This is a genomic window from Streptomyces sp. 8N706 (assembly GCF_052245415.1).
GTDB lineage: Bacteria > Actinomycetota > Actinomycetes > Streptomycetales > Streptomycetaceae > Streptomyces.
Genome location: NZ_JBQQBW010000011.1, coordinates 32484 through 58546 on the forward strand (window position 1 = coordinate 32484; position 26063 = coordinate 58546).

A 26063-nucleotide genomic window follows, 5' to 3' on the forward strand; every position below is an offset into this window, starting at 1 on the left:
TCCTGCTGTCGCTGCCGAGCGTTGTCTGCCGCATGTCCGGTGTGCTCACTCCCGGGGTCACTCCAGAGGGATGGCGTAGGTGCCCTGGAGGGTCGAGCCGACGATCCGCCCGGAGTCCTCGTCCAGGATCAGGCTGGTGCCCGCGCCATCGGGGCCGGCCTGCGTGAAGCTCCAGTCGGAGCGGTGCGTCCGGCGGTTGACCGCGTTGAGGTGCGTGCGGCCGTTCTCCTCGGCCTCCACGACGTAGACGTACCTCTCGCCGACGAGCGGCTCGCAGCCGAGGGAGGGATGGCGGCCGCTCTCGGGCCGCCCCTGCTGGCGCCAGAGCAGGCGCCCGTCCGAGGCGTCCAGGGCGATGAGGCCGTGCCCGCTCTCCACCGCGTACACCACGCCGTCACGCAGGGCCGGCGGGCCGTAGAGCGCCAACGGATTCCCGTTGGCGTCCTCGTCCCCTTGGTCGAGGCCGGAGTTGGCGTACGCCCAGGCCTTCCCCCCGTCGGAGAGGCGCCGCGCGGCCACGCGCCGGGAGCCGAAACAGAGGTGCGTGCTGTTCGAGGGGACCGGTCTGAGCGAGGTGCCGCGATCGTTGTGCGTGCCCAACGGGACCCGCGCGCCTTCCCACAGCTCCTCGCCCGTACGGGCGTCCCAGGCGCGCGTCACGAACGCGTCGTTCTCTCCGCTGCCTTCGACACGGGTCAGCAGCAGCCGGTTTCCCCTGACCGTCGTCACATAGCCGCTGACTTGGAAGTGCAGGCCCGCGAACGGGTAGCTCTCGAGCGGTCTGCGCCACAGCTCCCTGCCCGCGCGCAGATCGAAGGCGACGACATTCCAGCCGACCGTCCTCTCCTCGAACGCCGCGTTCGTCCTGCGTGTCCTCGCCGCCAGATAGAGCACGTTCCCGACCGTGCGGAGCGGCTGGACCGTGGGGTCGGGGTCGGTGGACCCGTCGTTGATCTCCCTGCCGTCGAAATCGGGGAGGGTACCGAGGGTGTCCTGCCGGGAGCCCGAACGGGGGTCGAGCGTGCAGATCGCCAGCCCCTTGCCCGCGCCGCGGTCCTTCCCCTTGCCCTCCCCTCTGCCTCTCTGCCTCGGCCCTCCGGGCTCGGGGAGGATCGCGTAGATCCGCTGCCCGTCGGTGCTGATCTGCTTCGCGTGGATGTCCGGATTTCTCCAGCGCCGCTCGCCGCCCTTCGCGTCGAACGCCACGAGGCCCTTCGTGTCCATGCTGAGAATCAGGCCGCCCGCCGCGATCGGCGGCAGGTCGTACGTGTCGCCGGCGCTCAGGGTCGGCGCCTTCCACACCGGCTTGGGTTCGCCGCCCGGCCCGCGCGATGGTGAGGCGACGGGGCCCGGCTCTCCGCCCGGACCGATGCCGGCCCAGGCAGCCCCGGCCACGGCAGCGCCCAGCCCGAGCGCCGAACCGCCCGCCACCGCCAGGACCTTGCGCCGCGAGGGCCGCTTCGGCCCGTACGGCGACCCCGACGAGAACTCCGTCGAGCCCGGGCCCGTGCCGTCGTGGTGCGCGACCCCGCCCGGCGGCGGAGGCTCTCGCCGCGGGGCGACCTGCCATACGGCGCCGGCGCGCCACGCGATCCCGGCCAGCACCTGCTCCGGCAGGAGGTCGGCGAACTCGCCGCCGCCGCTGTCCTCGTGCAGCAGAGCACCCAGCTCCGCCGTACTGGGCCGGTGGTGCGGCTCCTTGAGCAGGCACCGCTCCAGCGCGGGCCGCAGAGCGTCCGGTACGCCGGTGAGGTCCGGCTCGCCGTACCGCACCCGGTAGAGCAGGTCGGCCGGCTGACCGCCGCCGAACGGGCCGCGCCCCGTCAGTGCGAAGACCAGCACCCCCGCGAGCGCGAACACATCACCGGCCGCGGTGTGTTCGCCGCCCGTCGCCTGCTCGGGCGACATATAGGCGGGGGTTCCCGCCGCGGCTCCGGTACGTGTCAGCCGGTCGTCACCGATCGCGCGCGCGATGCCGAAGTCGATGACCTTCGGGCCGAAGGCGGTGAGGAGGATGTTGGACGGCTTGAGGTCACGGTGCACGACGTCCGAGCTGTGCAACTGCCCCAGCGCCCCGCACAGCGCGGCGCCCACCGCCCGTACGGACATCTCGGGCAGCGGCCCCCACTGCTCGACGGCGTCGTCCAGCGGGGGACCGAGCAGGTACTCGGTCGCCAGCCACGGCGTCGGCGCGAGCGGATCGGCGTCGACGACCTCGGCACCGTGCCGTCCCCCGATGACCCGCGCCGCGTCCGTCTCCAGGCGGAAGCGGATGCGGAACTCGGGGTCGGCGGCGATCCGCGCGTGCATGGTCTTGAGCGCCACGGTACGGCCGGCCGCGTCCCGCCCGAGGTAGACGGTGCCCATGCCGCCACTGCCGATCCTGGCGATCAGCCGGTACGGGCCGAGCATGTGCGGATCGTCGTAGGCGAGCGGGAAGCCCAGGGGAGCGGGCGAAGAGTGCATCGGGTCGTCAGTCCACGGTGAAGGAAGAGGCGGAGGTGGCGGGAGTCACGGCCTCGGGGAGGCGTGGGGGTAGAAGGCCGGCGCACCGGGTCCGGGGAGGGCACCGGGGGCTGTGGGGGCACCCGACCCGGGGAGGGCACCGGGGGCTGTGGGCGCTGCGCGGGGCGCACCGGGCGGGCCGGACGCACTCGTCACGGTGACGGCTCCGGCTGCTGGCACGGCTCCGGCCGCGCCCGCCGCATCCGAAGGTGCCGAAGAACCCCGCGCGTCCAGGGCCCGCGCCGACTGCCGCACCAGCGCCGCGATCACCCGGCCCGGCAGCCAGCCGGGAGCGAACGCCTCGGCGCCGCCGTCCAGCACCGTGACCGGTGGCGTGCCCGGGGCGGGGGGCGCCACCGGTGGGACCGGTGCGGTGAAGCCGGCGCGCAGTTCATCCCGTACGGCCGCGGCCCGCGGCCTGTCCGCAGGGTCGGGGGCCAGGCATGCCGTGACCGTCTCGCGCAGCCCCTCGGGCAGTCCCGCCGCATCCGGCGCGAGGCGTCCGGTCGCCGCGTACGACAGCACGGCACCGAGCCCGAACACATCGCCGGGCGGACGCGGCCGTCCGCCCGAAAGCTGCTCCGGCGGCAGCGCCTCCGGCGGCAGACCGGGCACGGCCGCGCGCTCCTCTCCCTCCGGAGCCAGGGACCGTACGCTCCCGAACCCGGCGAGCCTCGGTCCGTCCGCGGCCAGCAGGACGGTGCCGGGTGTCAGACCGGCGTGGGCGAAGCCTTGTTCGTGCAGCGCGGCGAGTGCCTCGGCCAGCGCCAGGCCGATCGCGCGCAGCGTACGTTCACCAAGACCGCCGCCGTGCGCGGCCAGTGCTCCGGGCAGCGGCAGCGCGGGCGCGTAGGGCGAGACGTACCACGGCAGTCGGCCGTCCGCGCCCCAGGAGACCTCCACGATCTGCTCCAGGGCGGGGCTGTGGCCGCTCAGGCGCCGGGCCTGCTCGGCCTCTGCCACGAACCGCTGCCCGTAGATGCCGTCCCGGGCGAACTCCGGCCTGGGCACGCTGAGAAGGACCGTATGGTCGCCCCCTGGCGTGCGCGCGATGAAGCGCCGTACGGGTACGGGAACGCCGCTGTCCGCCGCATCGATCCGGCCGACGGTGCTGTAGACACTGAGCTGCCCAGGATCGTCCTGCCGCAGCGGCTCCATGTGCTCCCCCCGTGGTGCAGCTGAGGCTGAAAGCCTAGTGCCTGGCCATATGAGCTGGAGAGGGAGGGGTGAGAACCCCTGGGGTGACACACCTCACCAGCGGGACACCGCCACCCCGCGAGTTCCCGGGCCGCGTTGGCCCAGGTCCGTACTCGTGGAGATACAACCCGGCAGGCACCCGGAGGCCGGTCGGCCCGCGCTCTCTGAGGCGTGTGACGGCTTCCAGGAGCGCTGGAGGTGTCGCTTCCGGATGCCGGGAACGAAGGGCCAGACTTCGCTGCGGGTACGGCGGACAACCCCTTCGGATGAGTGATGAACCTCGCCCGGCCGAGTTGAAAGGAAACCCGATGGCAGAGACGCCCGATGTTGCGAACCCGCCCGAGGCCATTGATGTGGACCTAGTGCTGCGGCGCAACTACCTCCGGATGGTCAAGGATTTCGTTCTGCGCATGGCGATCGTCGCAGCCCTGGTCGTGGCGGGAGGTGCCTTCGAGGAGTGGTCACCCTGGGACTCCCCGCTCATGGGCGTGTTTATCGCCCCCTCGGGTTTCGTCTTCATCTTCACGGCTTACCGGTTCCTGTTCGGCGTACGGATCATCAAGTGCAAGGGCGTGCTGCGTCACTACCCCCTCGAATTCCGTCCGCGAGTGGTCAAGAAGAGCGAGGACTGGACCAAGTACGGTGATGTCTTCACTGTGAGGGTCGCGGACGACAAGCCGGGGTACGCGCCGCTGCTGCGGGCCGCGAAAGCGGTGGGCGGCCGCCGCTGGCCGAAGGGGACCGAGGGCGGTGTGTGGGTCGCCGGCGATGTCCCCTTCGGCGGGGTCATCGTCGTCCCCGGCACCAACGAGATGCTGTTCTTCCAGCCCGCGAGGTGGGAAAAGTTGGCCCCTGAGCGAGAGCAGGCCGGTGCCGAACGCATCGAGAGGGCGAAACGAGCGCGTCTGCTGCGCAAGTCCGTTTGACGGTCGACTCGGGACCTGGGCCATTCACAGGGGCTCAGTCGATGCCGTGGCAAACATGCCTGGTCGGTGAACTCCCAGTCCCAGCGGCGCCAGACGCGTTCTCGGCGGCTACCGGGGCGCGGTGGTCGTCGGAGACGGGCGGTACGTCGAACTCATTGGCGAGCGGTTCCACGTCCGCCCTGACCCGATGACAAGGCGCCGCGGAGCTCTTCCTCGGTACGCTTCGGATCACGACTGCGTCGACCGAGGCTAGGGGGCTCATGCAGGCCGGGGACGTCAAGCTGGGCATGGTGTTCGCGAACGACCACCAGAACACCATTCCGCTCTTCCAACGCCCTTATGTCTGGGACCGCGAGGGCAACTGGGCTCCGCTGTGGAGTGATGTCCGTCAGGCCGCCGAGGAGGTGGAGGCGGAGGCGCAGAGCCTTCACGAGCAGCAGGAGCCGCGGACCTACTTCCTCGGCGCCATCGTGATGCAGCAGCGCCGGACGCTCAAGCGTCGTGTCAGCTCCTCGCACATCATCGACGGTCAGCAGCGCATGACCACCCTCCAAGTGCTGTTCGCCGCCGCGCGTGCGGTGGCCCGTGGCCTGGGGGCGGACAAGGTGGCGGCCCGGTACACCAGCCTGTTGGAGAACCGGCCCGAGACCATCCACGAGGACCATCCGGACGACCGCCACAAGGTGTGGCCGCTGCCTCAGGACCGCCGGGCCTTCCTGTGGGCCGTACGCCCGCCGGGTGACGACAGCCCGGCACCGGACGCCGGCCACCGACTGGTCCGCGCGCGCGAGTGGTTCGAGTCGGAAGCCCTGGAGTGGGCCACGGCGGCGGACGACCCCGTCCAGCGCCTCGACGACCTGTTCTACACCCTCCAGGAGCGCATGCAGCTCGTGGAGATCAGCCTTGACGCCCGCGATGATCCGCAGGTCATCTTCGAGGCGCTGAACCACCGCGGCGTCCCGCTCGACGCCGCCGACCTGGTCAAGAACCTGCTGTTCCAGACAGTCGACACGCAGGGGCAGCATGCCTTGGCGGACACCTTGTTGATGGAGCACTGGCTGCCGCTGGACGCCGACCCGTGGCGAGCCGAGATCACCACCGGGCGTATCAAGCGGGCCCTGGTCGACCTCCTTCTCGCCTACTGGCTCACTGCCCGCAGCGGTCAGGAAGTGGCCGTCGAGCACCTCTTCGCCGACTTCAAGACGTGGCTGCACGACAGCGGAGTCCAGGCCGCGGATGCCATCAGGGACATCAGACGGTACGCCGACACCTACAGCGCCATGCTGACGCTTCCCTCGACCGATCCGACGGCGCAGTTGCTCGACCGTATGGAAACGGCCACCGCCACCCCCTGGCCCCTGCTCCTCCATCTGCACGCCGACGCGGCCGTACCGGCCGAGCAACGGCACATCGCTGCCCGTGCCATCGATTCCTTCCTCATGCGCAGGGCGGTGTGCGCCATGACGACCAAGGACTACAACCGGCTGTTCGTCCAGGTCCTCGGTGCGGTGCAGAAGGCGGAGCCTGCGGTGGCCGGTGACTGTGTGGCCCGCAGTCTCGCCGACCAGACCTCGGACTCACGCCGTTGGCCCAGCGACGCCGAGTTCGTGACCGCGCTGGCGGTGCCCAACCTCTAAACCAGCTGCGAACCGACAGGACCGAGCCGGGTGTTCTCCACGGCAACGGGGCCGCGCAGCTGAACATCGAGCATCTGCTGCCCCAGAAGTGGGAGACGCACTGGCCTCTCGAAGCCGACGCCGACGAGGAGCGGATCCGGCGACGCGGCGACGCCGTGCACCAGCTGGGAAACCTGACGCTCACCACGACCAAGCTCAACCCGTCACTGAGCAACCAGGGCTGGAGCGAGAAGAAGGACGGCCTGCGCCGCCACAGCTTGCTGCGGCTCACCACCGCATCGGTCCTGACGGTCCCGGACGAGCTGAGGCGGTCCTCGCACTGGGACAGCGACACCTGGGCGGCGGACTGGAACGAGACACGTATCGGTCTGCGCACCATGTGCCTGGCCAGACAGGCACTACGGGCGTGGCCTGGAGTCGATGTCATCTCGAAGGGGAACAAGGAACCCGACGCCGAGTGATGTGCGCTGCTCGGCGCCGAGGCGCCGGATGGGCCGAAGGATTCAAGCCTCAATTCCCTGATGCAATAGGGTGATTGCTCCGAGTGAGAGCTTCAGGGGGGGCAGAAGCGTGACGGTGGCGACCGGATCGGCGGGCGTACTCACATTGGCCCTTGTCGGCGGCTTCGCGGGATCGGGTAAGTCGGAGACAGGAAAGCTGCTGGCTGCATCGACCGGCTGGGCCATGCTCGACAAGGACACCCTGACCCGGCCCCTCACGGAGGCGCTGCTGGTGTCGTCCGGAAGTGACCCCGACGACCGTCACAGTGCCGAGTACGTGGAGCGGATCAGGCCGCTCGAGTACGCATGTCTGATGAAGGCGGCTTGGGAAAACCTGGAGTGCGGCGTCTCCGTCGTCCTGGTGGCTCCTTTCATCAAGGAAGCAGGCGAGGCAGCGTGGATGTCCCGGGTCATGCGTCGGTGCTCGCGCCTCGGCGGACGGTTCGAGACGTTCTGGGTGAACAGTGACGCCGACTCCATGCGCGAGCGGCTCACCATGCGCAATGCCTCCCGGGACACCTGGAAGCTCGCGCACTGGTCGGAGTACCTTTCGACCATTGATGTCGGACTGCGTCCGGTGACCGGCCACCATCTCATCGACAACCGCATCGATGCCGTCCGGCCACTCGCCGAGCAGGTGGAGTCGGCGGCCCGCAACCTCCTGGTGTGTTCATGAACGCTGTGGTCATCTACGGTCCTCCGACCGCCGGGAAGGACACTGTCACATCGGTTCTCACGGAGTCGGACAGCAGGTTCCAGCTGCTCACCAAGCTGAAGCAGGGGACCGGACGGTCGGCCGGGTACCGCTTCGTGAATGCGGAAGAGCTCGACGCACTCCGGGCCCAGAACCGCATCATTGTCGAGACACACCGGTACGGCAACATCTACGCCGTCGATCGTCACGACCTCGACGACATGAGGTCCCGAGGTCAGGTGCCCATCGTGCACATCGGCAACATGGCCGATCTCCGTAAGCTTCTCGGGCGTGCCCGCGACGAGTGGCTGCGTGTGCTGCTGTGGGTGCCGCGCGGGATCTGCGCGGAACGATCGCGGATGCGCGGAGACCGGGACGCCCCCGACCGGCTCCGTGCCTGGGACGAGACGCAGAAGGACCTGCTCGGAACCGACGGACGGGATCTGTTCGACCTCATCCTCCGCACCGACCAGGTGAGCCCCCGCTCCGCCGCCGACGCCATCACCACGGCTCTGCTGTCTCCCACCACCGCGTGTACTCGCGAGGAGTTGCATGCGGCGATGGGATCGGCCACCTCTGTCGTCAAGCCGACCGGGTAGAACGGCTGTGGGGACTGTCCGGACGCTGGAGGAACTGGCCACGGTCGGCCGGCAACGGACCGTGAGCGGCCGTAGCCTCAGCCTACGGCGCGACGAGATCGAAGGTGGGCTCCAGCTCGACACGGTCTTCGCGGACCGTATCGCCTTCGAACATGTCGGACTCGACGGACCGCTGACCGTCCGCTCCTGCCATGTCGAGGAACTGGTCATCGACCACGTCTCCGCCGATGCCGTACTGGTGACCAACTCCCATATCGGCCGACTCACCATCCGCAATGCGTCGATCGGCTGTGAGGTGACCGTCACCGACACCTCGCTGATCTCCCTCGACATCCATTCCTGCGGTGATGTCAGCCTTCAGCGTCTGCGGGCCGAACAGCTGGTCCAGCTCACCGCATTGCGCGGATCAGTGCGCATCGGCTCATCACGGATCGCCTCTCTTGCCTGCCGGAGCCAGGTCACCGCGGGGCGCCTCGGCCGTCCCCGGGTGGAGGCACAGAGTCTTCATGTCGCCGAGGACCTCACGTTCGATGACTTGTGGCTCTCGGCACTGTGCCTGCGTGATGTGGACACACGGGTGCTCACCCTCAAGCGTGTCCGTATCGACGAACCTTTGTTGACGACGGAGCTGCGGTGCAGCGACACCGTACGCATCAACGGTCTGGTCGTCCCCGCCGGTGAGAGCTGCATCACTGATAGCGACATCCGGGGACCGGTCGAACTCCGGGAACTCGAGGTGCACGGCGGCGGGAGCGCGGGGCCCGCCCAGTTGTCCTTCCACAACACCACCCTGAACCGTCTGTCCGCCGGTTCCAACGACCCCTCGGTCATCAGCCTGCGCAACTCCTCCGTGACCGGCACCCTCGGACTGCCCACCGGCCGGTCCCGGTACAGCCTGGATGAGCGCTGCAGCGTCAGCGATCTCGAGCTGGCCGGAGAGACGTTCCGCAACTCCGAGCAAGTCCTCGCCTTCCTGGACCGCTCGTTCAGCGAAGTGTCCGCCACGGCGTTGGAATCCGTTCGCACCGCTCTTGCCAAGAGGAACAGGAACCGTGAGGTCGACCAGCTCTACTACCTCACGCGTCAGAGGGAAGCCGCCCTCCTCCCGGGATTCCGCAGGGGTACCGCGCAATGGTTCATGGGCGGTGTGCTCGGCTGGGGCGTACGTGCTCGCAACCCGCTGCGCATGCTGCTGACCGGCGTACTGCTCACCGCGCTGGGACTGCACATGGCGGGCTCACTGCGGAGCGGAGGGCAGGACATCATGAGCGTTCCGGCGGCCTCGAAGGCCTTGGTGCTGGCAGCCGCACTCTGGCTGAACGTCGGCACCGGGATGCCGTCGCAACTCGAATCGCCTGCGTGGTCGGCGTTGGCCGTCATCTTCACAGCCGCCGGGCTGCTGTTCACCACACTGATCGTGGGCATCGTCATCCGTCGACTGGTGCGCTGAAGCCCCCGGGCTTCCTTCCGGCTGTGGGCCGCCCGGGGCCGGGAGCGGTTCAGCTGTCACCGTGGAGCAACTCGAGGGCCTCGGCAACGCTCAGGTCGGCATCACGCGTGCCCTCCCAACGGGCGAGGACGGCAGCGGCAGCCCGCATCAGCTCGTCCGGGAGACCGCACTCGCTGAGAAGATCGGCGGCCTCCTCCAGCTCGGGGCCCCAGCGCCACGCACGGGTCACTGTCTTGGGAATGTAGCCCGTCTCCGACAGGTAGCTCCCCGGCCGCCGTTCCGCGATGTCCAACAGCTCGTCGGCGACCCCGTTGGCTTCGGCCAAACCATAGGCGACGGCTGCCACAACGCGGGATGCCTTCTGATAACTGGTGTAGGAAAGCTTGAGGGCCGACGCCTTGCCGATCTGCTCGCCGAGACGGTGGACCCGCACATCCGTGGCCGAGAAGAGACCGCTGAGCCGCGCGACCGCTGCGCTGTCCCCCGAGACGTAGAGTCTCGGACTCTTTCCACCGACGGGCGGTGAACCCACCACGGCAGCGTCGACCACGACCGCGTCCGGTAGAAGCTGCGCGATACGTGACACTCGCTGCGGGGCGATGGCGTTGGCCTCGACAAAGACCTTGTCGGCGAAGCCGCCGTCAGCCGCCAGTCGGGCGTTGTCCTCGGCCGCGGCCGGAGGGCACAGAGAGATGATGATGTCGGCGCGCTCCAGCAGAACAGGGAGATCTCCGACGGCTTCCAGTCCTGCCGCGTCAGCGCGGGCGAGAGTGGCGGGACTGCGGCCTTCGGGATACCACAGTACTGTTACGCCGAACCGACGGAGCTGAGCTGCGACTGCCGCGCCCATACTGCCGGGATGCAGCATTCCCACGGTCGTGCCGAGCCCGTTCATACGGGGATCCGGGAGGAGTGGAGGCCGACCAGCACATCCATCGCCGAGCGGATGTCGGGCACCCGGTGATCGGGCTCCCGCAAGTCCTTCGGCCAGGCACCGGCGTGATCGACCCACACCGTGCGCAGTCCGGTGACTCTGCCTCCCTCGATATCCTTCATGGGGTTGTCGCCGACCATCCAGCCGTCGATACCGCCGAGCGCGGCACCGCACCGACGTACAGCCTCCCGGAACACAGCCGGGTCGGGCTTCCGCGCCCCGACTTCCTCGGAGATGCACACGGCGTCAACGCGATCGGCGATCCCGGTGGCACACAGCTTGGCCTCCTGGATGTCCGTGGCCCCGTTGGTCGCCACTCCGTGAGCCAGCCGCCGGCGCGTAGCTCTCGGAGCCCGGAGAGCACCGGTTCCGGGCAGACGACGGCGTCGGCGATATCCGCGCAGTAGCTCCTCCACAGCACGTCAACGGGGTCGGACAGCCCGAACCGGTCGCGAACCTCGGCGAAGTGAGCGGGGGTGGCCCGGGCTGCCAGGTGGTTGAGGAGCCACGGCCCGGCCTCGGCGTCGAGACCGTGACGTGCCCCGAAGCGGGGGGCCCATCCGACCAGCGTGTTCTGCCGGTCCACGAGCGTGTTGTCGAGGTCGAAGAGCACCAGTGGCTGCACAGGAGGGACTCTACCGATACAGCGGGACAAGCCACTGAGACCCTCGGCTGATCCTTCAGCCAAGGGCGCTTGTGCGCAGGCTCGCCTGGCTCGGCGTAGGGGACCGGACCGGGCGAAGCATGGACGGCATCCGTGCCGCACCGCGATCTCAAGCCCGGGAATGTCATGGTCGACCGGGCCGGCACGGTCAAGGTCCTCGACTTCGGGATCGCCGCCGTGCTCCGCACCGACGCCACCCGTCTCACTTCCACCGGCCGGGGCCTGGGCACCCGTCCCTGTATGGCACCGGAACAGATCGAGAACGCCCCGGTCAGCCCACGCACCGACCTCTACGCTCTGGGCTGCCTGGTGCATGAACTCCTCATCGGCCGACGGGTCTTCGACGCCGTGGACGAAATTCCGCTGATGTACCAGCATTTCTCCGAGCCGCCCGTCCCTCTGCGGAACCTCCGCCCCGACGTCCCCGTGGAGCTGGAGCAGCTGGTCCTCGACCTGCTGGCCAAGGACCCGCCCCACCGTCCCGCCGACGCGTGGACGGTGCACGCCCGGCTGCTGCCCCTTTTGAACGCGTTCAACTTTCTGCGCTAGGCTCGTCCCACACACCTAGGGGAGCCTGATGAAGATAGTGATACCGGGGGGAACCGGGCAGGTAGGCACGATCCTGAATCGGGCGCTGACCGCCGCGGGCCATGACGTCGTGGTCCTGACCAGACGACCGGTGCGCGACCGTGAAGTCCGCTGGGACGGCGAGACCCTGGGGCCGTGGGCGGAGGAGATCGACGGCAGCGACATTGTGGTCAACCTGGCCGGACGCAGCGTCAGCTGTCGCTACACCGCAGCCAATCTGCAGACCATGATGGACTCACGCGTGCGCTCCGCCCGGGTTGTGGGTGAGGCGATCGCAGCCGCCGTGCGGCCTCCCCGGCTCTGGTTGCAGATGAGCACGGCCACTGTCTACTCCCACCGCTTCGACGCGCCCCACGACGAGGCGACCGGCGTGCTCGGCGGCACTGAACCCGGCGTCCCGAGCTACTGGGCCTACAGCGTCGAGATCGCCAAAGAGTGGGAGCGGGCGCAGGAGCGAGCCGAAACCCCGTACACGCGCAAGGTCGCCCTGCGCTCCGCCATGGTGATGAGTCCCGATCGCGGCGGCGTCTTCGACGTCTTGCTCCGGCTGGCGCGGCTCGGCCTCGGCGGCCCGGTCGCGGGCGGCGCGCAGTACGTGTCCTGGATCCACGACCGCGATTTCGTCCGCGCCGTCGAGTTCCTGGCCGACCGGGACGAGCTCGCCGGGCCGGTGAACCTCGCCGCTCCCGTTCCTCTGCCACAGCGCACGTTCATGCGCGTGCTGCGCGCCGCGTGGGGTGTGCCGGTGGGGCTGCCCGCAACGAAGTGGATGGCCGAGCTCGGCGCGTTCGCGCTGCGCTCGGACACCGAACTCCTGTTGAAAAGCCGCCGCGTCGTCCCCGGCCGACTGCTCGAGGCGGGTTTCACCTTCGACCACGCCCGGTGGTCGGAGGCCGCCGACGACCTCGTGCGGCGCGTACGTGGCGGGCCTGGCCTCACCGGGTGAGCCTTCGGCTCCCGCCGACCATCAAGGTCTCGCCGTTTCGCATTCCGCGGCCCGTAAGCGTTCCTTCCGCTGACGGGCGCACGGGCTGGTGCTGCCGTCAACGAACGGTGATGCGCACTTTCACCACACATCCGGCACGGTGCTTGCGCCGACGTACTCGCGTAGGTGCCGTGCCGTGAGCGTGTCGCCGTGGGTCGGCAGGTCCGCCGGGGTGCCGGTGAAGACCACCTGGCCGCCGTCGTGGCCCGCGCCCGGGCCGAGGTCCACCGTCCAGTCGGCGTGCGCCATCACGGCCTGGCGGCTCGATGACGATCACGGTGTTGCCGTCGTCCACCAGCCGGTCGAGGAGGGCGAGCAGCTGGTCCACATCGGCTATGTGCAGCCCGGTGGTCGGAATCGTTGATGCTCCGGCCCGGGAAGCCGGAGCATCGATGTGGCGCCGTGGCGCCGTGGCGCCGTGGCGATGTGGCGCCGTGGCGATGTGGCGATGTGGCGATGTGGCGATGTGGCGACGTGCCGGCGTGCCGGCGTGCCGGCGTGCCGACGGGCGACGGGCGACGGGCGACGGGCGACGGGCGACGGCGTAAGGGTGACGGCGAATGTGCGGCGGCCGGGGCGGAGGAGCGGAGCCCCGCCGGGGCCCCGCGGACGGTCGGGTACGGCGCCGCGGTTCGGGTACGTGCACGGTCGGGTACGTGCACGGTCTAATGCCATGCCACCGCCCGGTACGGAGGCACACCTGAAGACACCAAATCCTCAGCGTTTCCCGCAGTTTGGCCGTGCGATATCCAAGCGATCAACCTCGGGGCTTACCGGCGGAAACCCCTTTCCCCCCGCGTGGATGTCGTTCACTATAGGCACCCCTGTATCCAGCAGTTACGCCGATGACAGCAATGTCAGCGGCACGCCAGTCCGACCGGACGGTATGAACGAGGAGTCGCAAGGGTGCCTGAGTTCCACCTGACCGAACACAGCCCTGCGGCCGAGCAAGTGACATACGCCGACCTGCCCGATGCCGAGCTCACCGAGCGCGTACGCGCCGGAGCACCGACCGCCGACCCGGCGATGAAGGAACTCCGGCGGCGCCACCTGCCCACCGTGCTGTCCTACGCCCGTCTGTGCAGCAGGAACCAGACCGCCGGGAACCAGCTCGCCGCCCAGGCGTTCGCCCTCGCCTGGCCCGAAGTACGGCGGGGCTTCGACCCGTTGGGCACCTGGCGGCACCATCTGCTGATGCTCGTTCAGCAGGCGGCCGCCACACGGGCCGCGGGCAGCTTGAGGGACCGGCTCGACAGCGACTTCGCCGCATGGCTCGACGCCATCGCGAACGCCGCTGACGGAGCGCCGCAGGGCCCGGAGGGCTCGTCGGCGTGGCGGCTGCGGCTCCAGGAGCGGTCCACCATGCTCGGCGCCTACTACAGCCTGCCGCAGCCCCTCCAGGGCGTCCTCTGGTACGCCGTGGTGGAGGGCGAGTCCGACGCCGCCGTGGCCACCCTCCTCGGCATCGAGGCCCCGACCGTCTCCGACCTCAGGGTCAAGGCGCAGGCCGCCATGCGGAGCGCGTATCTGCGGACGTATCTGCAGCGCAACGACGACAGGAACTGCCAGGGGTTCCGTCGCCTCATCGAGGCCGCCGTACGGCCGGTGAGTCCGCGGCGCAGCGACGACCTGGACCGGCACACGGCGGAGTGCCCGCACTGCAACCTGGCGCTGGTGGAGCTCCTCGGGATGAAGGAGAATCCCCGGGCCGTGCTGGCTGACGGCCTGCTCGGGTGGGGCGGAGCCGCCTATGTCGCCGCCGGTGCGGCCCCCGTCCCGCCGCCGGCCGAGCCGGCGGCTTCCGCGTACGGGTCGTCGTTCACCGTCGAGCTGCCCGTGACGGCGCCTGCCCCGGAGCGCGCGAACGTCCCTGCCACGCCCGGCCGTTGGCAGTGGATGACCCGGCCCGTGCCGCTCGCCGTGACGGCCGGCGGGGTGGTCACGGCCCTTCTCATCGCCGTACTGGTGACCGGCTTCGGCGACCCCGACCCGGCCGGCGCCGGCGTCGCGCCCCAGCGCCCGCCGGCTGCCACGGTCACCGAGACCACCGCCGTGCCGGCACCGTCCGCGAGCAGGACGGCCGCCACGGCACCGTCCGCGAGCAGGACGGCCGCCACGGCACCGTCCGCGAGCAGGACGGCCGCCACGGCACCGTCGGAGGAGGGTACGGGGACCGCGGCCTCCGGCTCCCCGGCCCCGGGCGACTCCTTCTCCGAGGTGGTCAATGTGAGTTCGGGGCTGTGTCTGGACGTCGAGGACGGGGACGTGGAGAAGCGCAACGATGTCGTCACCGCCCCGTGCGACGGGGCGCCGACCCAGCAGTGGCGCCTGGATCCCCGCGGGCTGCTGCGCAATTTCGCCGATGAGGAGTTCTGCCTGGACTCGCGTGGTGACACGGACAAAGGGGTCGGCATCTGGCCGTGTTCGTCCGCGGACGGCGACAACGGGGAGAACCTGACCTTCGTCATCGACCGGACGGGCGTCATCAGGCCGGTGATCGCCCTGGACCACGCCCTCACCCCGGACGAGGACCTCCCCGTCGGCGAACTCGAGTGGCGTCCGGTGTCCGACGAACCCGACCAGCGCTGGAACGCCGGATCGGCGGCGACGGACTGACACCGCCGCGGACACGGAGGCGCGCAGAACCGGCATCCCCTCCCGCATGACCGTGCCCGTGCGGGAGGGCAGCCGGGGCGAGCGCGGCCACCCGCGCCGGCGCCCGGGGAGCGGGCGGGCGGCGCCACCGCCGGCGCCGCTACAGCTCCTGGATGCGGATGTTGCGGTACGAGATCACATCCGTGGTGCCGTGGACCTGGAGGCCGATGTACCCGGAGGCGTACCGCCGGCCGTCGGTGCCGGGATCGTCCGCTCGCGGCGGGGAGAACACCTGGCCCCCCGTGTTCTCGAACTCGTTGATCAGCACGCCGTTGCGGTGGACCGTGTAGTGCTGGCCGACCACCCGGATCTCGTAGTCGTTCCAGGTTCCCTTGGGCGTGATGCCCGCGCCGCCGAGGCCGACGCGGTCGAAGCCGTAGACCGAGCCCGTCTTGTACGGGTCACCGTCCGGGCGGTCGAGGATCTGCACCTCGTGCCCGTACGTGATGGCGACCCATTCCGGGCGGGGCTCCTCGGGGTGGTCGTGCACCCGGGGGAAGCGGACGAAGACACCGCTGTTGGCGTTGGCGTCTCCCGGTGCGTCGTCGCGGAACTGCAATCTCACGGAGAAGTCGTCATACGTCCGCGCCGGGAACCACAGCATGCCCATGCCCGGTGTGGTGGCGCTGCTGGTGATCGTGGAGTCGTCCTCGTCGAGGCCGAACGCCCCGCCGCCCACGTGCTCCCACCGCTCGAAGGACTTCCGTGTCCCGTCGAACAGATGGCGGTAGCCCTGGTGCTGGCCGGGTGCGCCGATGCCGGAACGGCCGGCGGCCTCGTTGATCGTGTCGTGCTCGCGCTCGTCGACGACGCCGTCCTCGAGCAGCGTGCCGGTCACGTTGCGGACGTGCTTGAGGAAGAGTGCGTGGGAGCTCCAGTCCTTCTCGTCCTCGATGAGTTCGTTGATGGTGCAGCGGTTGCGGGTGACGCGGTTCGGGATGCCGGTGCCGACCGTGCCGACGATCACCGTGAGCCGTTCGTCCCACTCCGGGCAGGGCGGGGCGGGGACGCCGCCGCCTTCGGCCACGGTGAACGATGCCGCCTTCGCCGCCGAGGTGTTGCCCGCCGTGTCGGTGGCGCGGTGGGCCACGGTGTGGCGGCCGACACGGTCCACGACGACCGGGGCGGTGTAGGCGAGATAGGGGCCGCCGTCCACGGAGTACTCGACTCTCCTCACACCCGATCCGGTGTCCGTCGCGGTCACGGTCACCGTGGCCGTGCCGATGTACGCGCCGTCGGAGTTCTTGGACCCCTCGACCTTCGCGGAGGTCTCCGGTGGTGTGGTGTCGCCCGTGGGGGGCGCGACGACACGGAAGCCGACGGACTTCTCCGGGGCGGTGTTGCCCGCGGTGTCGGTGGCCCGGTAGCGCAGCGTGTGGGTTCCCGCCTCGTGGACCACGACGGGCGCGGTGTACGGCGTGAAGGGGCCGTCGTCCAGGGCGAATTCGATGCCCTTCACGCCCGACCCGGTGTCGGAAGCGGTCACGGTGGCCGTGGCCGTGCCGATGTACGCGCCGTCGGGATCCTTGTCACCCGAGAGCGTGACGGAGGTCTCCGGTGGTGTGGTGTCCTCGCCGCCGCCCCCGCCGGTGACGACGAGGATGCCCTGCATCGGCTCATGGCCCGGCATCGTGCAGAAGTAGCGGTATCGGCCCGGGGTGAGGGTCACCTCGGCGGTGTGCCTGCCGCCCTGGTCGTCCCCGGGGTTGGCGAGGATGTTCAGGGTGACGTCGTGGTTGTACTCGGGGTCGGAGACATCGAAGGTCAGCGTGTGCGGCATGCCGGTGGTGTTGCCGGTGGCCGTGCTGTTCTCGAAGACGATCGTGGTCTTCCCCGCGACGGCGGTGGCGGGTGCCGAGGTGTACTTCGTGATGTCGTCGCCCGCGGTCCAGGTGAGCACCTGGTCCGCGGCCTGTGCCGGCTCCCGGCCTGCCCGCTGCCCGGAGGAGGCCGGGGCCGTAACCAGGAGCATGAGCAGGGCGGTGACCAGCGCCATCCACGTTCTGCGGTTCACCGTGCCGCCTTTCGATGGGTCGCCGGTGCCGTCGGCCGCGCCGACGGCTTGCGCACCAGGTCCCGGGGCAGCGGGGTCGCCTCGCCGCCGTGGTAGGTGACGCGCCACAGCGCCGACTTGGCGTCGGAGGTGAAGAAGCCGCGCCCGTAGTCGAGGACGTACAGGGCGCCGTCGGGGCCGAAGCGCCAGTCCATGAGGTTGCGGATGCCGTCGGCGCCCACGGGGACGATTCCGTCGAGGCTCTCGGCGTGGACGGGCAGCCCGCCCTTGTCAAGGGTCGCCGGGTCGGTCACGACCGCGTGCCGGGGCTGGTCGCCGTCGTAGAAGTCCCCGACGAACCACTTGCCGTCCCAGTACGCGGGCCACTTCTCCGGACCGGCGTCCGCGGAGTCGCGGTAGACCGGACCGTTCATCGCCGCCTGGCCGCCGCCCTTCAGCCAGGGCAGCAGCAGCTTCTGCTCGTCGAGCCGGTAACTGGGCACGCCGGCGGAGTTCCGCGGGAAGTCGGGGGCGCCGCCCTGCGGGGAGTACCAGATGGTGTTGGACTCGGCGGGCGGAAGGTTCACCAGGCCGTCGTTGTGGGGCGACTCGTTCCTGAGGTGGTCGCAGTCGTACCAGCCCAGCGGCCTGCCCGGATCGGGGAGATTGCGGTCGCGGTAGGGCTGCTTGTTGCCCATGCAGTACGGCCAGCCGCGGTTCCCGGCGTGCGTGATCGCGGCGAAGGTGTCGTACTTCGCGGGGCCCCACTCCGTACTGGGCGTGCCCGCGTCGGGGCCGACCCACCCGGCGTAGAGCGTGTCGGTCTTCGGGTCGACGGAGATACGGGCGGGATTGCGGACGCCCATCACATAGATCTCGCCGCGGGTTCTGCCCCCGCCCTCGTCCTGCTCCTCGCCGGTGAAGAGGTTCCCCTCCGGGAGGGTGTAGGTGCCGTCGTCCTCGGGGTGGATCCGCAGGATCTTGCCGTTGAGGTTGTTCGTGTTGCCCGCGGTGCGCCGGGCATCGGCGAAGGCGACGCCCTTGAACGTCGGCCCGGGGTTGTTGCCGGAGTAACCGCCGCTGAAACCCGAGGAGTTGTTGTCCCCGGTGGCGATGTAGAGGTTCTCGTGGGAGTCCCAGGCCATACCGCCGCCCGCATGGCAGCAGCTGTGGATCTGGACCGGCCAGCTGAGGAGCACCTTCTCGGAGGCCGGATCGAGCGTGCCGGTCTCCGGGGCCAGGGTGAAGCGGGAGATCCGGCGCTCGGCCATGCGCCGGTCGCGGTCGATCCGGGCGTGCGGCGTGTAGTGGAGATAGATCCAGCCGTTGGTGAGGAAGTCCGGGTCGAGCTCGATGCCGAGGAGGCCCTCCTCGTTCTTGGTGAGCTCGTCGCCGCCGCCCTTGTTGCCGAAGACCGCCACGGTGCCGGCAAGGGTCACCTTCCTGGTCCTGGGATCCCATAGGTGGACGGTGCCCTGGCCCTTGCCGATACCGGGGTCGTTCCAGTCAGTCGTCACCGGGGTGTTCGCGTCGCCACCGCCGCGGCCGATGTAGAAGACCCGGCCGTCCTGGGCGGTGACCAGGCCGTGCGGCTCGCCGATCTGGTCGGACCGGCCGGGCTGGTTGGGCCGGGTGGCGCGCTCGGCCTTGTAGTGGGCGGTGATGGTGGCCTGGCAGTCGGCGCGGGCCAGGCGGGTCGTCCACAGCAGCGCGCCGTGCAGATGGGAGCGGAAGTCCGCCTCCCGGAAGCTGTCCGGGGTGCCGCCCATGCCGGTGTAGAAGGACCGGCCGCCGTCGTAGTCGCGGCACCAGGAGACGGGATGGTCCCAGCCGTTGGCGCCCGCGCCGGGCCGATAGCTGCTCTCCCGGACACGGGCGACGGTGTGGACCTTGCCGGAGGGGTTGGGGGCCCAGTTGAACCATCGGTCGGGGCGCTTCCACTGGAGTGGCAGGCCCTCGGTGGCGGGATGGGCGCGGTCGCCGACCTCGACGACGGCACGCTGGACGGCGGACGGGCCGCCGGGGGCGGGACGGGCGCCGACGAGACCGGTGAACCAGTCCGAGTACGGTTCCGTACGAGCCGCGTCATGGATGCCGAGGAAGCCGCCGCCGGCCTCCATGTAGCTTTCCAGGGCGCTCTCCTGCTCCGGGTCCAGCACATCGCCGCCGCCGGTCAGAAAGACGACCGCGTTGTAGGTGCCGAGCTCGTCCGGGGTGAAGATACGGGCGTCGTCCGTCGCGTCGACGCCGAAGCGCTGTGCCTCCGGGCCCTGGCCGCCGATCCGTTCGATGGCCTCGATACCGGCGTCCACCGACGGGGGCTCCTCACCGGCCGAGGCGTGGAAGACCAGGACCCGTACGTTCTGTCCTCCCGGTGGTGACGGAAGGGCCGCCGGCCCCGGTTCGGGCCGGGCCGAGGCCGGCGTACCGACCAGCACGGCCGCGATGACGGCACCGGCGAGGAGGGCGGCCACCCGGCCGCGACGGCGCCGCGAGCGCGGTCCGGCCCGGCGTATCCCTGACGCGCGTCTCGTCGGCGGTCTTCGGTGCGCTCCGTCCCGCATGGTCACCCAGCCCTCTCCGGTCACAGCGACAGCCGATGAAGCTAGACCTCTTTTCGTGGCCCGCCAAGAGCTATGACCGCCATTCAACAAGCTTTGTCCTGGGCGTGGATGAACGAAGATCAGGTCGCTACCGTGAGTTCGTCGTCGGGCGTCCGCGCCTCACCGGCCCCCACGAAGAACAGGGTGATGACAGCACCGTCGACGAGATCCCCCACCGTTTGCGTCCGAGGGAGAGCGATGACCGAGGCAGCCGGCCCGATGCCCCGACGCAGCTTCAGCCGACGGCTTCTCGCCGGCGGCGCGGCCGCCGCGACCCTCACCCCCATGGCCATCGCCGCCCCCGTCTCAGCGGCGAAGCGGGGCCACCGCCGGGCGACGGGCGCGGGGGAGGTCCGCCATCTCAAGCTGTACGCCGAAAAGTTGCCCGACGGGCGGCTGGGCTACGGGCCGGAGAAGGGCAGGGCGTCCGTACCCGGCCCGCTGATCGAGCTGACCGAGGGCGACACCCTGCACATCGAGTTCGAGAACACCCTGGATGTCACGGCCGGTCTCCATGTGCACGGGGTGGACTACGACATCGCGAGCGACGGCACCGGGCTCAACAGAAGCGCCGTGGAGCCGGGCGGGACACGGACGTACACCTGGCGCACCCACGCCCCGGGCAGACGCGAGGACGGCACCTGGCGGCCGGGGAGCGCGGGCTACTGGCACTACCACGACCACGCGGTCGGTACGGACCACGGCACGGGCGGCATCCGCAAGGGCCTGTACGGGCCCGTGGTGGTGCGCAGGAAGGGTGACATCCTGCCCGACAAGCAGTTCACCATCGTCTTCAACGACATGACGATCAACAACACGACCGCGCCCCACACTCCCGACTTCCGGGCGACGGTGGGCGACCGGGTCGAGATCATCATGATCACGCACGGCGAGTACTACCACACGTTCCATGTGCACGGTCACCGCTGGGCGGACAACCGCACGGGCATCCTTCAAGGCCCGGACGACCCGAGCCGCGTCATCGACACCAAGATCACTGGACCGGCCGACTCCTTCGGGTTCCAGGTGATCGCGGGGGAGCAGGTCGGCGCCGGCGCCTGGATGTACCACTGCCATGTCCAGAGCCACTCCGACATGGGGATGGCCGGACTCCTCCTGGTCGCCAAGCCCGACGGCACCATCCCCGGCTACGAGCCCCACCACCCGGCCGGCCGGGGGCACGGGTAGGTCCGCGGCGGCGAGGCCCGGCCCCTGTCAGCGGGAGGCGACGGCGGCCCGCCCGTCCCGGTGTCACGGCGGCCGGCTCAGCTCGCCTTGATCATGTCCGCGCACTTCTCGCCGATCATCATGGTCGTGATGCAGGGGTTGACCGCCGGGAGGAACGGCATGACCGCCGCGTCGGCGACCCGCAGTCCGCTCACCCCCCTGACGCGCAGCTGAGGGTCCACCGGAGCCGCCGGATCGTCGTCCGGCCCCATCTTCACCGTGCCCGCCGGGTGGTAGACGGTGTTGTGGGTCTTGCGGATGTAGTCGAACAGCTCGTCGTCGGTCCGGGTGTCCGGGCCGGGGGCGAGTTCCGCCCCGGCCCAGCCGGCCATCGGGGCCTGCCCGGCGATCTCACGGGCGAGCCGGAGCCCGTACGTCATGACCCGTACGTCGTGCTCATGGGTGAAGTACTGCGGGTCCACCTTCGGCTTGTCGCGGAAGTCACGGGTACGGAGCCGGACGGTCCCGGTGGAGCGGGCGCGCGTGACGTTCGGGGTGAGGCAGAAGGCGTTCTCGGACGTCGGATAGCCGTGCCGGTAGGTGTTCATGTCGAACGGCACGGAACCGTAGTGGAACATCAGATCGGGCCGGTCCAGGCCTGGTTGCGTATCGGCGAAGATCCCGATCTCCCACCACTGGGTGGAGGACGTGACCATGGGCTGCTTCGCGTCCCACATGATGATGCCCTCCGGATGGTCGATCAGATGGGACCCGACGCCGGGGGAGTCGACCCGGACCTCCACCCCTGTCTCGCGGAGGTGCTCGGCCGGTCCGATACCGGAGAGCATCAGCAGCTTGGGCGAGTCGATCGCCCCACAGGAGACGATCACCTCCCTTCGGGCGGCGACGCTCCGTGAATGGAACAGGTCGCGCTCGAGATACTCGGCGCCCGTGCAGCGCCCCGCCCCGTCGATGAGCACCCGTTTGGCCTTCACCCCGGTCCGGACCTCCAGGTTCGGGCGCTTGCCGAGAATGGGGTGGAGGTAGGAGACCGAGGCCGAGGAACGTACGCCGTCCTCACGGGCGTTGATCTGGAACCAGTGCGCGCCGCGTACCACCGTCGTACCGGTGTTGAACGGGGTGGCGGGGATGCCCGCGGCAGCGCAGGCCTCCAGCAGCGCCCGCCCGCAGGGGTCGTGGGGCGGGATCGTGCGGATGCGCACCGGACCGGACCGGCCGTGGTGATCGCCGGGGGCGTCGTTGTTCTCCAGCCGCTGGTAGAGCGGGAAGCAGTCGGCCGCGCTCCAGCCGGTGCACCCCATGGCCTCCCACTCGTCGAGGTCCTCGGCGGGCGCCCAGAAGGCGATGGCGGAGTTGTGCGAGGAACATCCGCCGAGCACCCGGGCGCGGGCGTGCCGCATGAAGCTGTTGCCGTTCGCCTGGGGCTCGACCGGATAGTCCCAGTCGTAGCCCGACTCCAGCAGGCCCATCCACTGGTCGAGGCGGAGGATGTTCTCGTCCCCGACGTCGGACGGGCCTGCCTCCAGAAGGCAGACGCTGACGTCCGGATCCTCCGTCAGGCGGGCGGCCACGACGGCTCCGGCGGTACCGCCGCCGACCACCACGTAGTCGAACGTGTCCACAGGGGCTTCTTCGGGCATTGCGCTCTCCTGCTCGGTGCTCGGTGCTCGGTGCTCGGTGCTCGTACGGGACGGCGGGACGGCGGGACGGCGGGACTTCGGGAGGAGTGGTGTCCGGGCCGCTCCCGGGTCAGGGTGCCTCCTGGATGCCCATCACTTCGGCCTGGTGTTCGGTGAGGATGCCGGTACGGTGCCGCTGGACGAACCAGTAGTAGAGGAAGCCGCCGCCGGCCACGATGCCGATGAAGAGGAAGGCCCCCCACTGGAGGTACCAGTGGCGCGGCGGTTGCGCGTTGTAGACCTCCGGGCGGGGCCAGGCCAGGTTGATGGCCATCGCCGTGCCCCACAGCACGGCGAGGACATTGACCGGCAGCCCGAACCTGCCGAGCGAGAAGGCGCCCTCCCGCGGCTGCCAGGTGCCGCGCAGTCGCTGCACCAGCATCGGCACGGTGACCAGCAGATACGCCATATAGATCATGATGATCGCGATGCTGGTGATCACCGAGAAGATCTGCGGCTGGTTGATGTTGATCACCAGGATGACGACGCCCACCAGGCCGATGACGATGGCGGGCACCACGGGGGTCTTGAAGCGGGGGCTCACCCGGGCGAGCAGCGACCCGGCCGGGAGGTTGTTGTCCCGGGCCATGGCGAACATCAGCCGGATCCCGGCGGCTTGTACGGCCAGCACGCACACCGTGATGGCGACGACCACACACCAGAGCACGATCTCGCCGATGGTGGAGCCGAGTGTCTCCAGGACGACGTACTGCAGGCCGCCCGTGGACAACTGCTCCCGCGCCGTACCCGACGTCAGATCCGGCACGGCCAACAGGGCGAAGAGCAGGATGAACGCGCCGAGGAGGAAGGAGGCGACCAGGGCCCGCAGGATGGCGCGGGGTGCGTTGCGCGCCGGATTGAGGGACTCCTCGCCGAGAGACGAGGCCGTGTCGAAGCCGTACATCACATAGGCGGAGGCGAGCGACGCGGTCAGGAAGGCCCCGAAGTAGCCGAGGTTCTCGCCGCCGCCCAACCCGTACGTCTCGGTGAGCGCGGTGCCGGGGCCACGGGTGATGTGGGCGGCGAGCAGAATGATGAGGGCGACGGCCGCGATCAGCTCGATGAAGACACCGGCGGAGTTGATCCGGGCCATCAGCTTGACCCCGAAGGCGTTGACCACGGTGGAGAAGAGGATGAGCGCGGTGCCCAGGAGCACGGCGTTGGCCGCGGCGTCGGTCTCCCCGCTCCCGTCGCCGATGAACTGGAAGGCGGGGTCGATCTGCGGCAGCGTCACCTGGTAGGCCAGCGCCACGGCCGAGAGGGTGACCATGGTGGCCGTCATCATCATCCAGCCGCCGAGCCAGCCGATGTGCGGCCCGCCCAGGGTCTTGGACCAGTTGTAGACCGATCCGGCGACCGGATAGCGGGCGGCCAGCTCGCAGAAGCAGAGGGCCACCATCAGCTGCCCCACGAAGACCATCGGCCAGGACCACCAGTAGGCCGGGCCGCCGTTGGCCACACCGAAGTAGAACAGCTGGAAAGTGCCGGTCAGGATCGAGATGTAGCTGATCCCGGCGGCGAAGGTGTGGAAGTTGCCGAGCGTGCGTTTGAGTTCGGGACGATAACCGAGTTCGGCCAGTGAGGAGTCGTCGTCGCGTTGGCCGCCGCCGGCGGGCCCGCCCGGGCCCGCGGGCTCGGTGGCCGTCACGCGAACCACCTCTGGGGCCGCGGTGCGGTATGACGCCAGATGTGTTTCGGCTCCTGGTACTCGGCCAGGCCGGCCGGCCCCAGCTCCCGGCCGATACCGGACTGCTTCATCCCGCCCCACTCCGCCTGGGGGACATAGGGGTGGAAGTCATTGATCCAGACGGTCCCGGCGCGCAGCCGGGAGGCCACCCGGTGCGCCACTTCGGCGTTCTGGGTCCACAGCCCGCCCGCGAGGCCGTAGACGGTGTCGTTGGCGAGCGCCACCGCCTCGTCCTCGTCGCGGAACTGCTCCACGGTCATCACGGGGCCGAACGACTCGTCGCGCACCACGGACATGCCCGGCGTGCAGTCGTCGAGCACGGTCGGCAGATAGTAGAAGCCGTCCTGGAGCGCCGGATCGTCCGGGCGGCGGCCACCGCAGCGCAGCACGGCGCCCTCGGCCAGGCCTGCCGCCACATACGCCTCGATCTTCCCCCGGTGCTCCTCGGAGATCAGCGGTCCCGTCCGGGCGTTCTCGTCGAACGGGCCGCCGAGCCGGATCTCGCGGGCCCGGGCGACGACCTCGCCGACGAACGCGTCGTGCAGTTCCTGCTGGACCAGGAGCCGGGCACCCGCCGAGCAGACCTGGCCGGAGTGGAGGAAGACCGCCGTGAGGGCGTAGTCGACGGCGGTGTCGAAGTCGGCGTCGGCGAAGACGATGCAGGGGTTCTTGCCGCCCAGCTCGAGAGCGACCTTCTTCACCGTCGGCGCGGCCGCGGCCATGATGCGCCGCCCGGTGGCGAGCCCGCCGGTGAACGACACCATATCCACCCGCTCGTCGCTGGTCAGCGGTGCGCCGACGATGGCTCCGGCTCCCAGCACCAGATTGGCGGCACCGGCGGGCAGCCCGGCCTCGTCGAGCAGCCGCATGAGCCCGATCGCGGTGTGCGGGGTGAGCTCGCTGGGCTTGAGGACGAAGGTGTTGCCCGCGCCGAGGGCGGGCGCGACCTTCCAGGCGGTCTGGAGCAGCGGATAGTTCCATGGAGTGATCAGCGAGCAGACGCCCACCGGCTCATGGACGACCCGGCTGTCGACGGCGGGGTCTCCGGTGTCGACGACCCGGTCGGTGTCACCGGTGGAGACCAGGTTGCCGAAGTAGCGGAAGCAGTTGGCGATGTCCTCCATGTCGATCTCGCTCTCGACGAGCCGCTTCCCGGTGTCCAGCGACTCGGCTCGGGCGAAGGCGTCCTTGTCCCGTTCCAGGAGATCGGCGACGCGGAGCAGGAGGCGGCCGCGTTCGGCGGCGGGTGTGCCGGGCCACGGGCCGCGGTCGAAGGCGTCACGCGCCGCTGCGACGGCCGCCGCGGCGTCCTTCGGCCCCGCCTCGTCCACGGTGGCGACCAGCGTCCCGTCGGCCGGACAGCGGATCTCGCGCACCTGCTCGTCGACGGCTGCGGTCCACCGGCCCTCGATGAAGAGCTCGGGCATGAGGTTCCTCCGGCTCTGCCCGGTTTCCCCGGCCGACGGGGCTCGGCCGGATGCCGTGGCGAGAAGTACGCAGCAGATTCTATGTGGTGCTCGTCACATACGCGCGATGGTGTTGATCGGATGTTGAACTTCCGTTGATCGGTGGCGGCGAG

Annotated in this window: 19 protein-coding genes and 1 pseudogene; 10 read left to right on the plus strand and 10 right to left on the minus strand. The window is 70.0% G+C overall.

What is annotated here, in order from left to right:
* Nucleotides 1–57: 57 nt before the first annotated feature.
* Complete coding sequence (locus ACTWQE_RS06940) at nt 58–2466, minus strand: protein kinase domain-containing protein (RefSeq protein ID WP_443327918.1); 2409 nt, start codon at nt 2464–2466, stop codon at nt 58–60.
* Nucleotides 2467–2511: 45 nt separating this feature from the next.
* Nucleotides 2512–3663, minus strand: a complete 1152-nt coding sequence (locus ACTWQE_RS06945) for a serine/threonine protein kinase (RefSeq protein ID WP_443327919.1) — start codon at nt 3661–3663, stop codon at nt 2512–2514.
* Between the two features lie 347 nt (nt 3664–4010).
* On the opposite strand from ACTWQE_RS06945, the gene ACTWQE_RS06950 reads away from it, so the two are divergent.
* From ACTWQE_RS06950 to ACTWQE_RS06975, 6 genes are all read left to right on the plus strand, one after another.
* On the plus strand, nt 4011–4628 hold the full coding sequence (locus tag ACTWQE_RS06950; RefSeq protein WP_443327920.1) for a hypothetical protein: 618 nt from the start codon (nt 4011–4013) through the stop codon (nt 4626–4628).
* Between the two features lie 260 nt (nt 4629–4888).
* Nucleotides 4889–6265 carry a DUF262 domain-containing protein gene (locus tag ACTWQE_RS06955; protein ID WP_443327921.1) on the plus strand — a complete coding sequence of 459 codons (1377 nt, stop codon included), beginning with the start codon at nt 4889–4891 and terminating at the stop codon, nt 6263–6265.
* Nucleotides 6214–6726: an HNH endonuclease family protein gene (locus tag ACTWQE_RS06960; RefSeq protein ID WP_443327922.1), complete on the plus strand. Its 513-nt coding sequence runs from the start codon at nt 6214–6216 to the stop codon at nt 6724–6726. Before ACTWQE_RS06955 ends, ACTWQE_RS06960 begins: the two co-directional genes overlap by 52 nt.
* A 115-nt stretch (nt 6727–6841) precedes the next feature.
* Entirely contained in the window at nt 6842–7441 is a 600-nt protein-coding gene (locus ACTWQE_RS06965) for an AAA family ATPase (protein ID WP_443327923.1), read from the plus strand.
* The gene (locus tag ACTWQE_RS06970; protein WP_443327924.1) at nt 7438–8058 is read left to right on the plus strand and encodes a guanylate kinase; all 621 of its coding nucleotides are present in this window, start codon (nt 7438–7440) and stop codon (nt 8056–8058) included. Before ACTWQE_RS06965 ends, ACTWQE_RS06970 begins: the two co-directional genes overlap by 4 nt.
* A gap of 7 nt (nt 8059–8065) precedes the next feature.
* Nucleotides 8066–9508 carry a hypothetical protein gene (locus tag ACTWQE_RS06975; RefSeq protein ID WP_443327925.1) on the plus strand — a complete coding sequence of 481 codons (1443 nt, stop codon included), beginning with the start codon at nt 8066–8068 and terminating at the stop codon, nt 9506–9508.
* 49 nt (nt 9509–9557) lie between these two features.
* On the opposite strand, the gene ACTWQE_RS06980 is transcribed toward ACTWQE_RS06975, so the two are convergent.
* Together ACTWQE_RS06980 and ACTWQE_RS06985 are read right to left on the minus strand one after the other, a co-directional pair.
* The gene (locus tag ACTWQE_RS06980) at nt 9558–10403 is read right to left on the minus strand and encodes a DUF1932 domain-containing protein (protein ID WP_443327926.1); all 846 of its coding nucleotides are present in this window, start codon (nt 10401–10403) and stop codon (nt 9558–9560) included.
* Nucleotides 10400–10759 carry an HAD family hydrolase gene (locus ACTWQE_RS06985; RefSeq protein WP_443327927.1) on the minus strand — a complete coding sequence of 120 codons (360 nt, stop codon included), beginning with the start codon at nt 10757–10759 and terminating at the stop codon, nt 10400–10402. Before ACTWQE_RS06985 ends, ACTWQE_RS06980 begins: the two co-directional genes overlap by 4 nt.
* 440 nt (nt 10760–11199) lie before the next feature.
* Between ACTWQE_RS06985 and ACTWQE_RS06990 the strand changes: the two genes are divergently transcribed.
* Both ACTWQE_RS06990 and ACTWQE_RS06995 read left to right on the plus strand, forming a co-directional pair.
* The gene (locus ACTWQE_RS06990; protein WP_443327928.1) at nt 11200–11655 is read left to right on the plus strand and encodes a serine/threonine-protein kinase; all 456 of its coding nucleotides are present in this window, start codon (nt 11200–11202) and stop codon (nt 11653–11655) included.
* Nucleotides 11656–11683: 28 nt separating this feature from the next.
* Nucleotides 11684–12640, plus strand: a complete 957-nt coding sequence (locus ACTWQE_RS06995; protein WP_443327929.1) for a TIGR01777 family oxidoreductase — start codon at nt 11684–11686, stop codon at nt 12638–12640.
* A gap of 120 nt (nt 12641–12760) precedes the next feature.
* Here the strand turns inward: ACTWQE_RS06995 and ACTWQE_RS07000 are convergent.
* Nucleotides 12761–13034: pseudogene (locus ACTWQE_RS07000) on the minus strand (excinuclease ABC subunit UvrA); the annotation flags it as partial.
* A 551-nt stretch (nt 13035–13585) separates the two neighbouring features.
* On the opposite strand from ACTWQE_RS07000, the gene ACTWQE_RS07005 reads away from it, so the two are divergent.
* Nucleotides 13586–15295 carry a ricin-type beta-trefoil lectin domain protein gene (locus ACTWQE_RS07005; protein WP_443327930.1) on the plus strand — a complete coding sequence of 570 codons (1710 nt, stop codon included), beginning with the start codon at nt 13586–13588 and terminating at the stop codon, nt 15293–15295.
* 139 nt (nt 15296–15434) lie between these two features.
* Here ACTWQE_RS07005 and ACTWQE_RS07010 read toward each other — a convergent pair whose 3' ends face one another.
* Both ACTWQE_RS07010 and ACTWQE_RS07015 read right to left on the minus strand, forming a co-directional pair.
* Nucleotides 15435–17330, minus strand: a complete 1896-nt coding sequence (locus tag ACTWQE_RS07010) for an OmpL47-type beta-barrel domain-containing protein (protein WP_443327977.1) — start codon at nt 17328–17330, stop codon at nt 15435–15437.
* A 14-nt stretch (nt 17331–17344) separates the two neighbouring features.
* The gene (locus ACTWQE_RS07015; protein ID WP_443327978.1) at nt 17345–19891 is read right to left on the minus strand and encodes a ThuA domain-containing protein; all 2547 of its coding nucleotides are present in this window, start codon (nt 19889–19891) and stop codon (nt 17345–17347) included.
* 324 nt (nt 19892–20215) lie between these two features.
* Between ACTWQE_RS07015 and ACTWQE_RS07020 the strand changes: the two genes are divergently transcribed.
* Nucleotides 20216–21118, plus strand: a complete 903-nt coding sequence (locus ACTWQE_RS07020) for a multicopper oxidase domain-containing protein (RefSeq protein ID WP_443327979.1) — start codon at nt 20216–20218, stop codon at nt 21116–21118.
* Nucleotides 21119–21195: 77 nt separating this feature from the next.
* Here the strand turns inward: ACTWQE_RS07020 and ACTWQE_RS07025 are convergent, their stop codons facing one another.
* The 3 genes from ACTWQE_RS07025 to ACTWQE_RS07035 all read right to left on the minus strand — a co-directional run bounded on the left by ACTWQE_RS07025 (nt 21196) and on the right by ACTWQE_RS07035 (nt 25911).
* Nucleotides 21196–22758: a GMC family oxidoreductase gene (locus tag ACTWQE_RS07025; RefSeq protein WP_443327931.1), complete on the minus strand. Its 1563-nt coding sequence runs from the start codon at nt 22756–22758 to the stop codon at nt 21196–21198.
* 109 nt (nt 22759–22867) lie between these two features.
* On the minus strand, nt 22868–24445 hold the full coding sequence (locus ACTWQE_RS07030) for an APC family permease (protein ID WP_443327932.1): 1578 nt from the start codon (nt 24443–24445) through the stop codon (nt 22868–22870).
* Nucleotides 24442–25911 carry an aldehyde dehydrogenase family protein gene (locus tag ACTWQE_RS07035; RefSeq protein ID WP_443327933.1) on the minus strand — a complete coding sequence of 490 codons (1470 nt, stop codon included), beginning with the start codon at nt 25909–25911 and terminating at the stop codon, nt 24442–24444. The genes ACTWQE_RS07030 and ACTWQE_RS07035 overlap by 4 nt, the downstream gene beginning before the upstream one ends.
* Nucleotides 25912–26063 lie beyond the last annotated feature (152 nt).

Bases quoted from the DNA above. Each gene is read 5' to 3' on its own strand.
- ACTWQE_RS06970 (WP_443327924.1), top strand. From the start codon at position 7,438: ATGAACGCTGTGGTCATCTACGGTCCTCCGACCGCCGGGAAGGACACT.
- ACTWQE_RS06980 (WP_443327926.1), bottom strand. From the start codon at position 10,403: ATGAACGGGCTCGGCACGACCGTGGGAATGCTGCATCCCGGCAGTATG.
- ACTWQE_RS07020 (WP_443327979.1), top strand. From the start codon at position 20,216: ATGGCCATCGCCGCCCCCGTCTCAGCGGCGAAGCGGGGCCACCGCCGG.
- ACTWQE_RS06955 (WP_443327921.1), top strand. From the start codon at position 4,889: ATGCAGGCCGGGGACGTCAAGCTGGGCATGGTGTTCGCGAACGACCAC.
- ACTWQE_RS06940 (WP_443327918.1), bottom strand. From the start codon at position 2,466: ATGCACTCTTCGCCCGCTCCCCTGGGCTTCCCGCTCGCCTACGACGAT.
- ACTWQE_RS06945 (WP_443327919.1), bottom strand. From the start codon at position 3,663: ATGGAGCCGCTGCGGCAGGACGATCCTGGGCAGCTCAGTGTCTACAGC.
- ACTWQE_RS06995 (WP_443327929.1), top strand. From the start codon at position 11,684: ATGAAGATAGTGATACCGGGGGGAACCGGGCAGGTAGGCACGATCCTG.
- ACTWQE_RS07010 (WP_443327977.1), bottom strand. From the start codon at position 17,330: ATGGCGCTGGTCACCGCCCTGCTCATGCTCCTGGTTACGGCCCCGGCC.
- ACTWQE_RS07035 (WP_443327933.1), bottom strand. From the start codon at position 25,911: ATGCCCGAGCTCTTCATCGAGGGCCGGTGGACCGCAGCCGTCGACGAG.
- ACTWQE_RS07015 (WP_443327978.1), bottom strand. From the start codon at position 19,891: ATGCGGGACGGAGCGCACCGAAGACCGCCGACGAGACGCGCGTCAGGG.
- ACTWQE_RS06950 (WP_443327920.1), top strand. From the start codon at position 4,011: ATGGCAGAGACGCCCGATGTTGCGAACCCGCCCGAGGCCATTGATGTG.
- ACTWQE_RS07025 (WP_443327931.1), bottom strand. From the start codon at position 22,758: ATGCCCGAAGAAGCCCCTGTGGACACGTTCGACTACGTGGTGGTCGGC.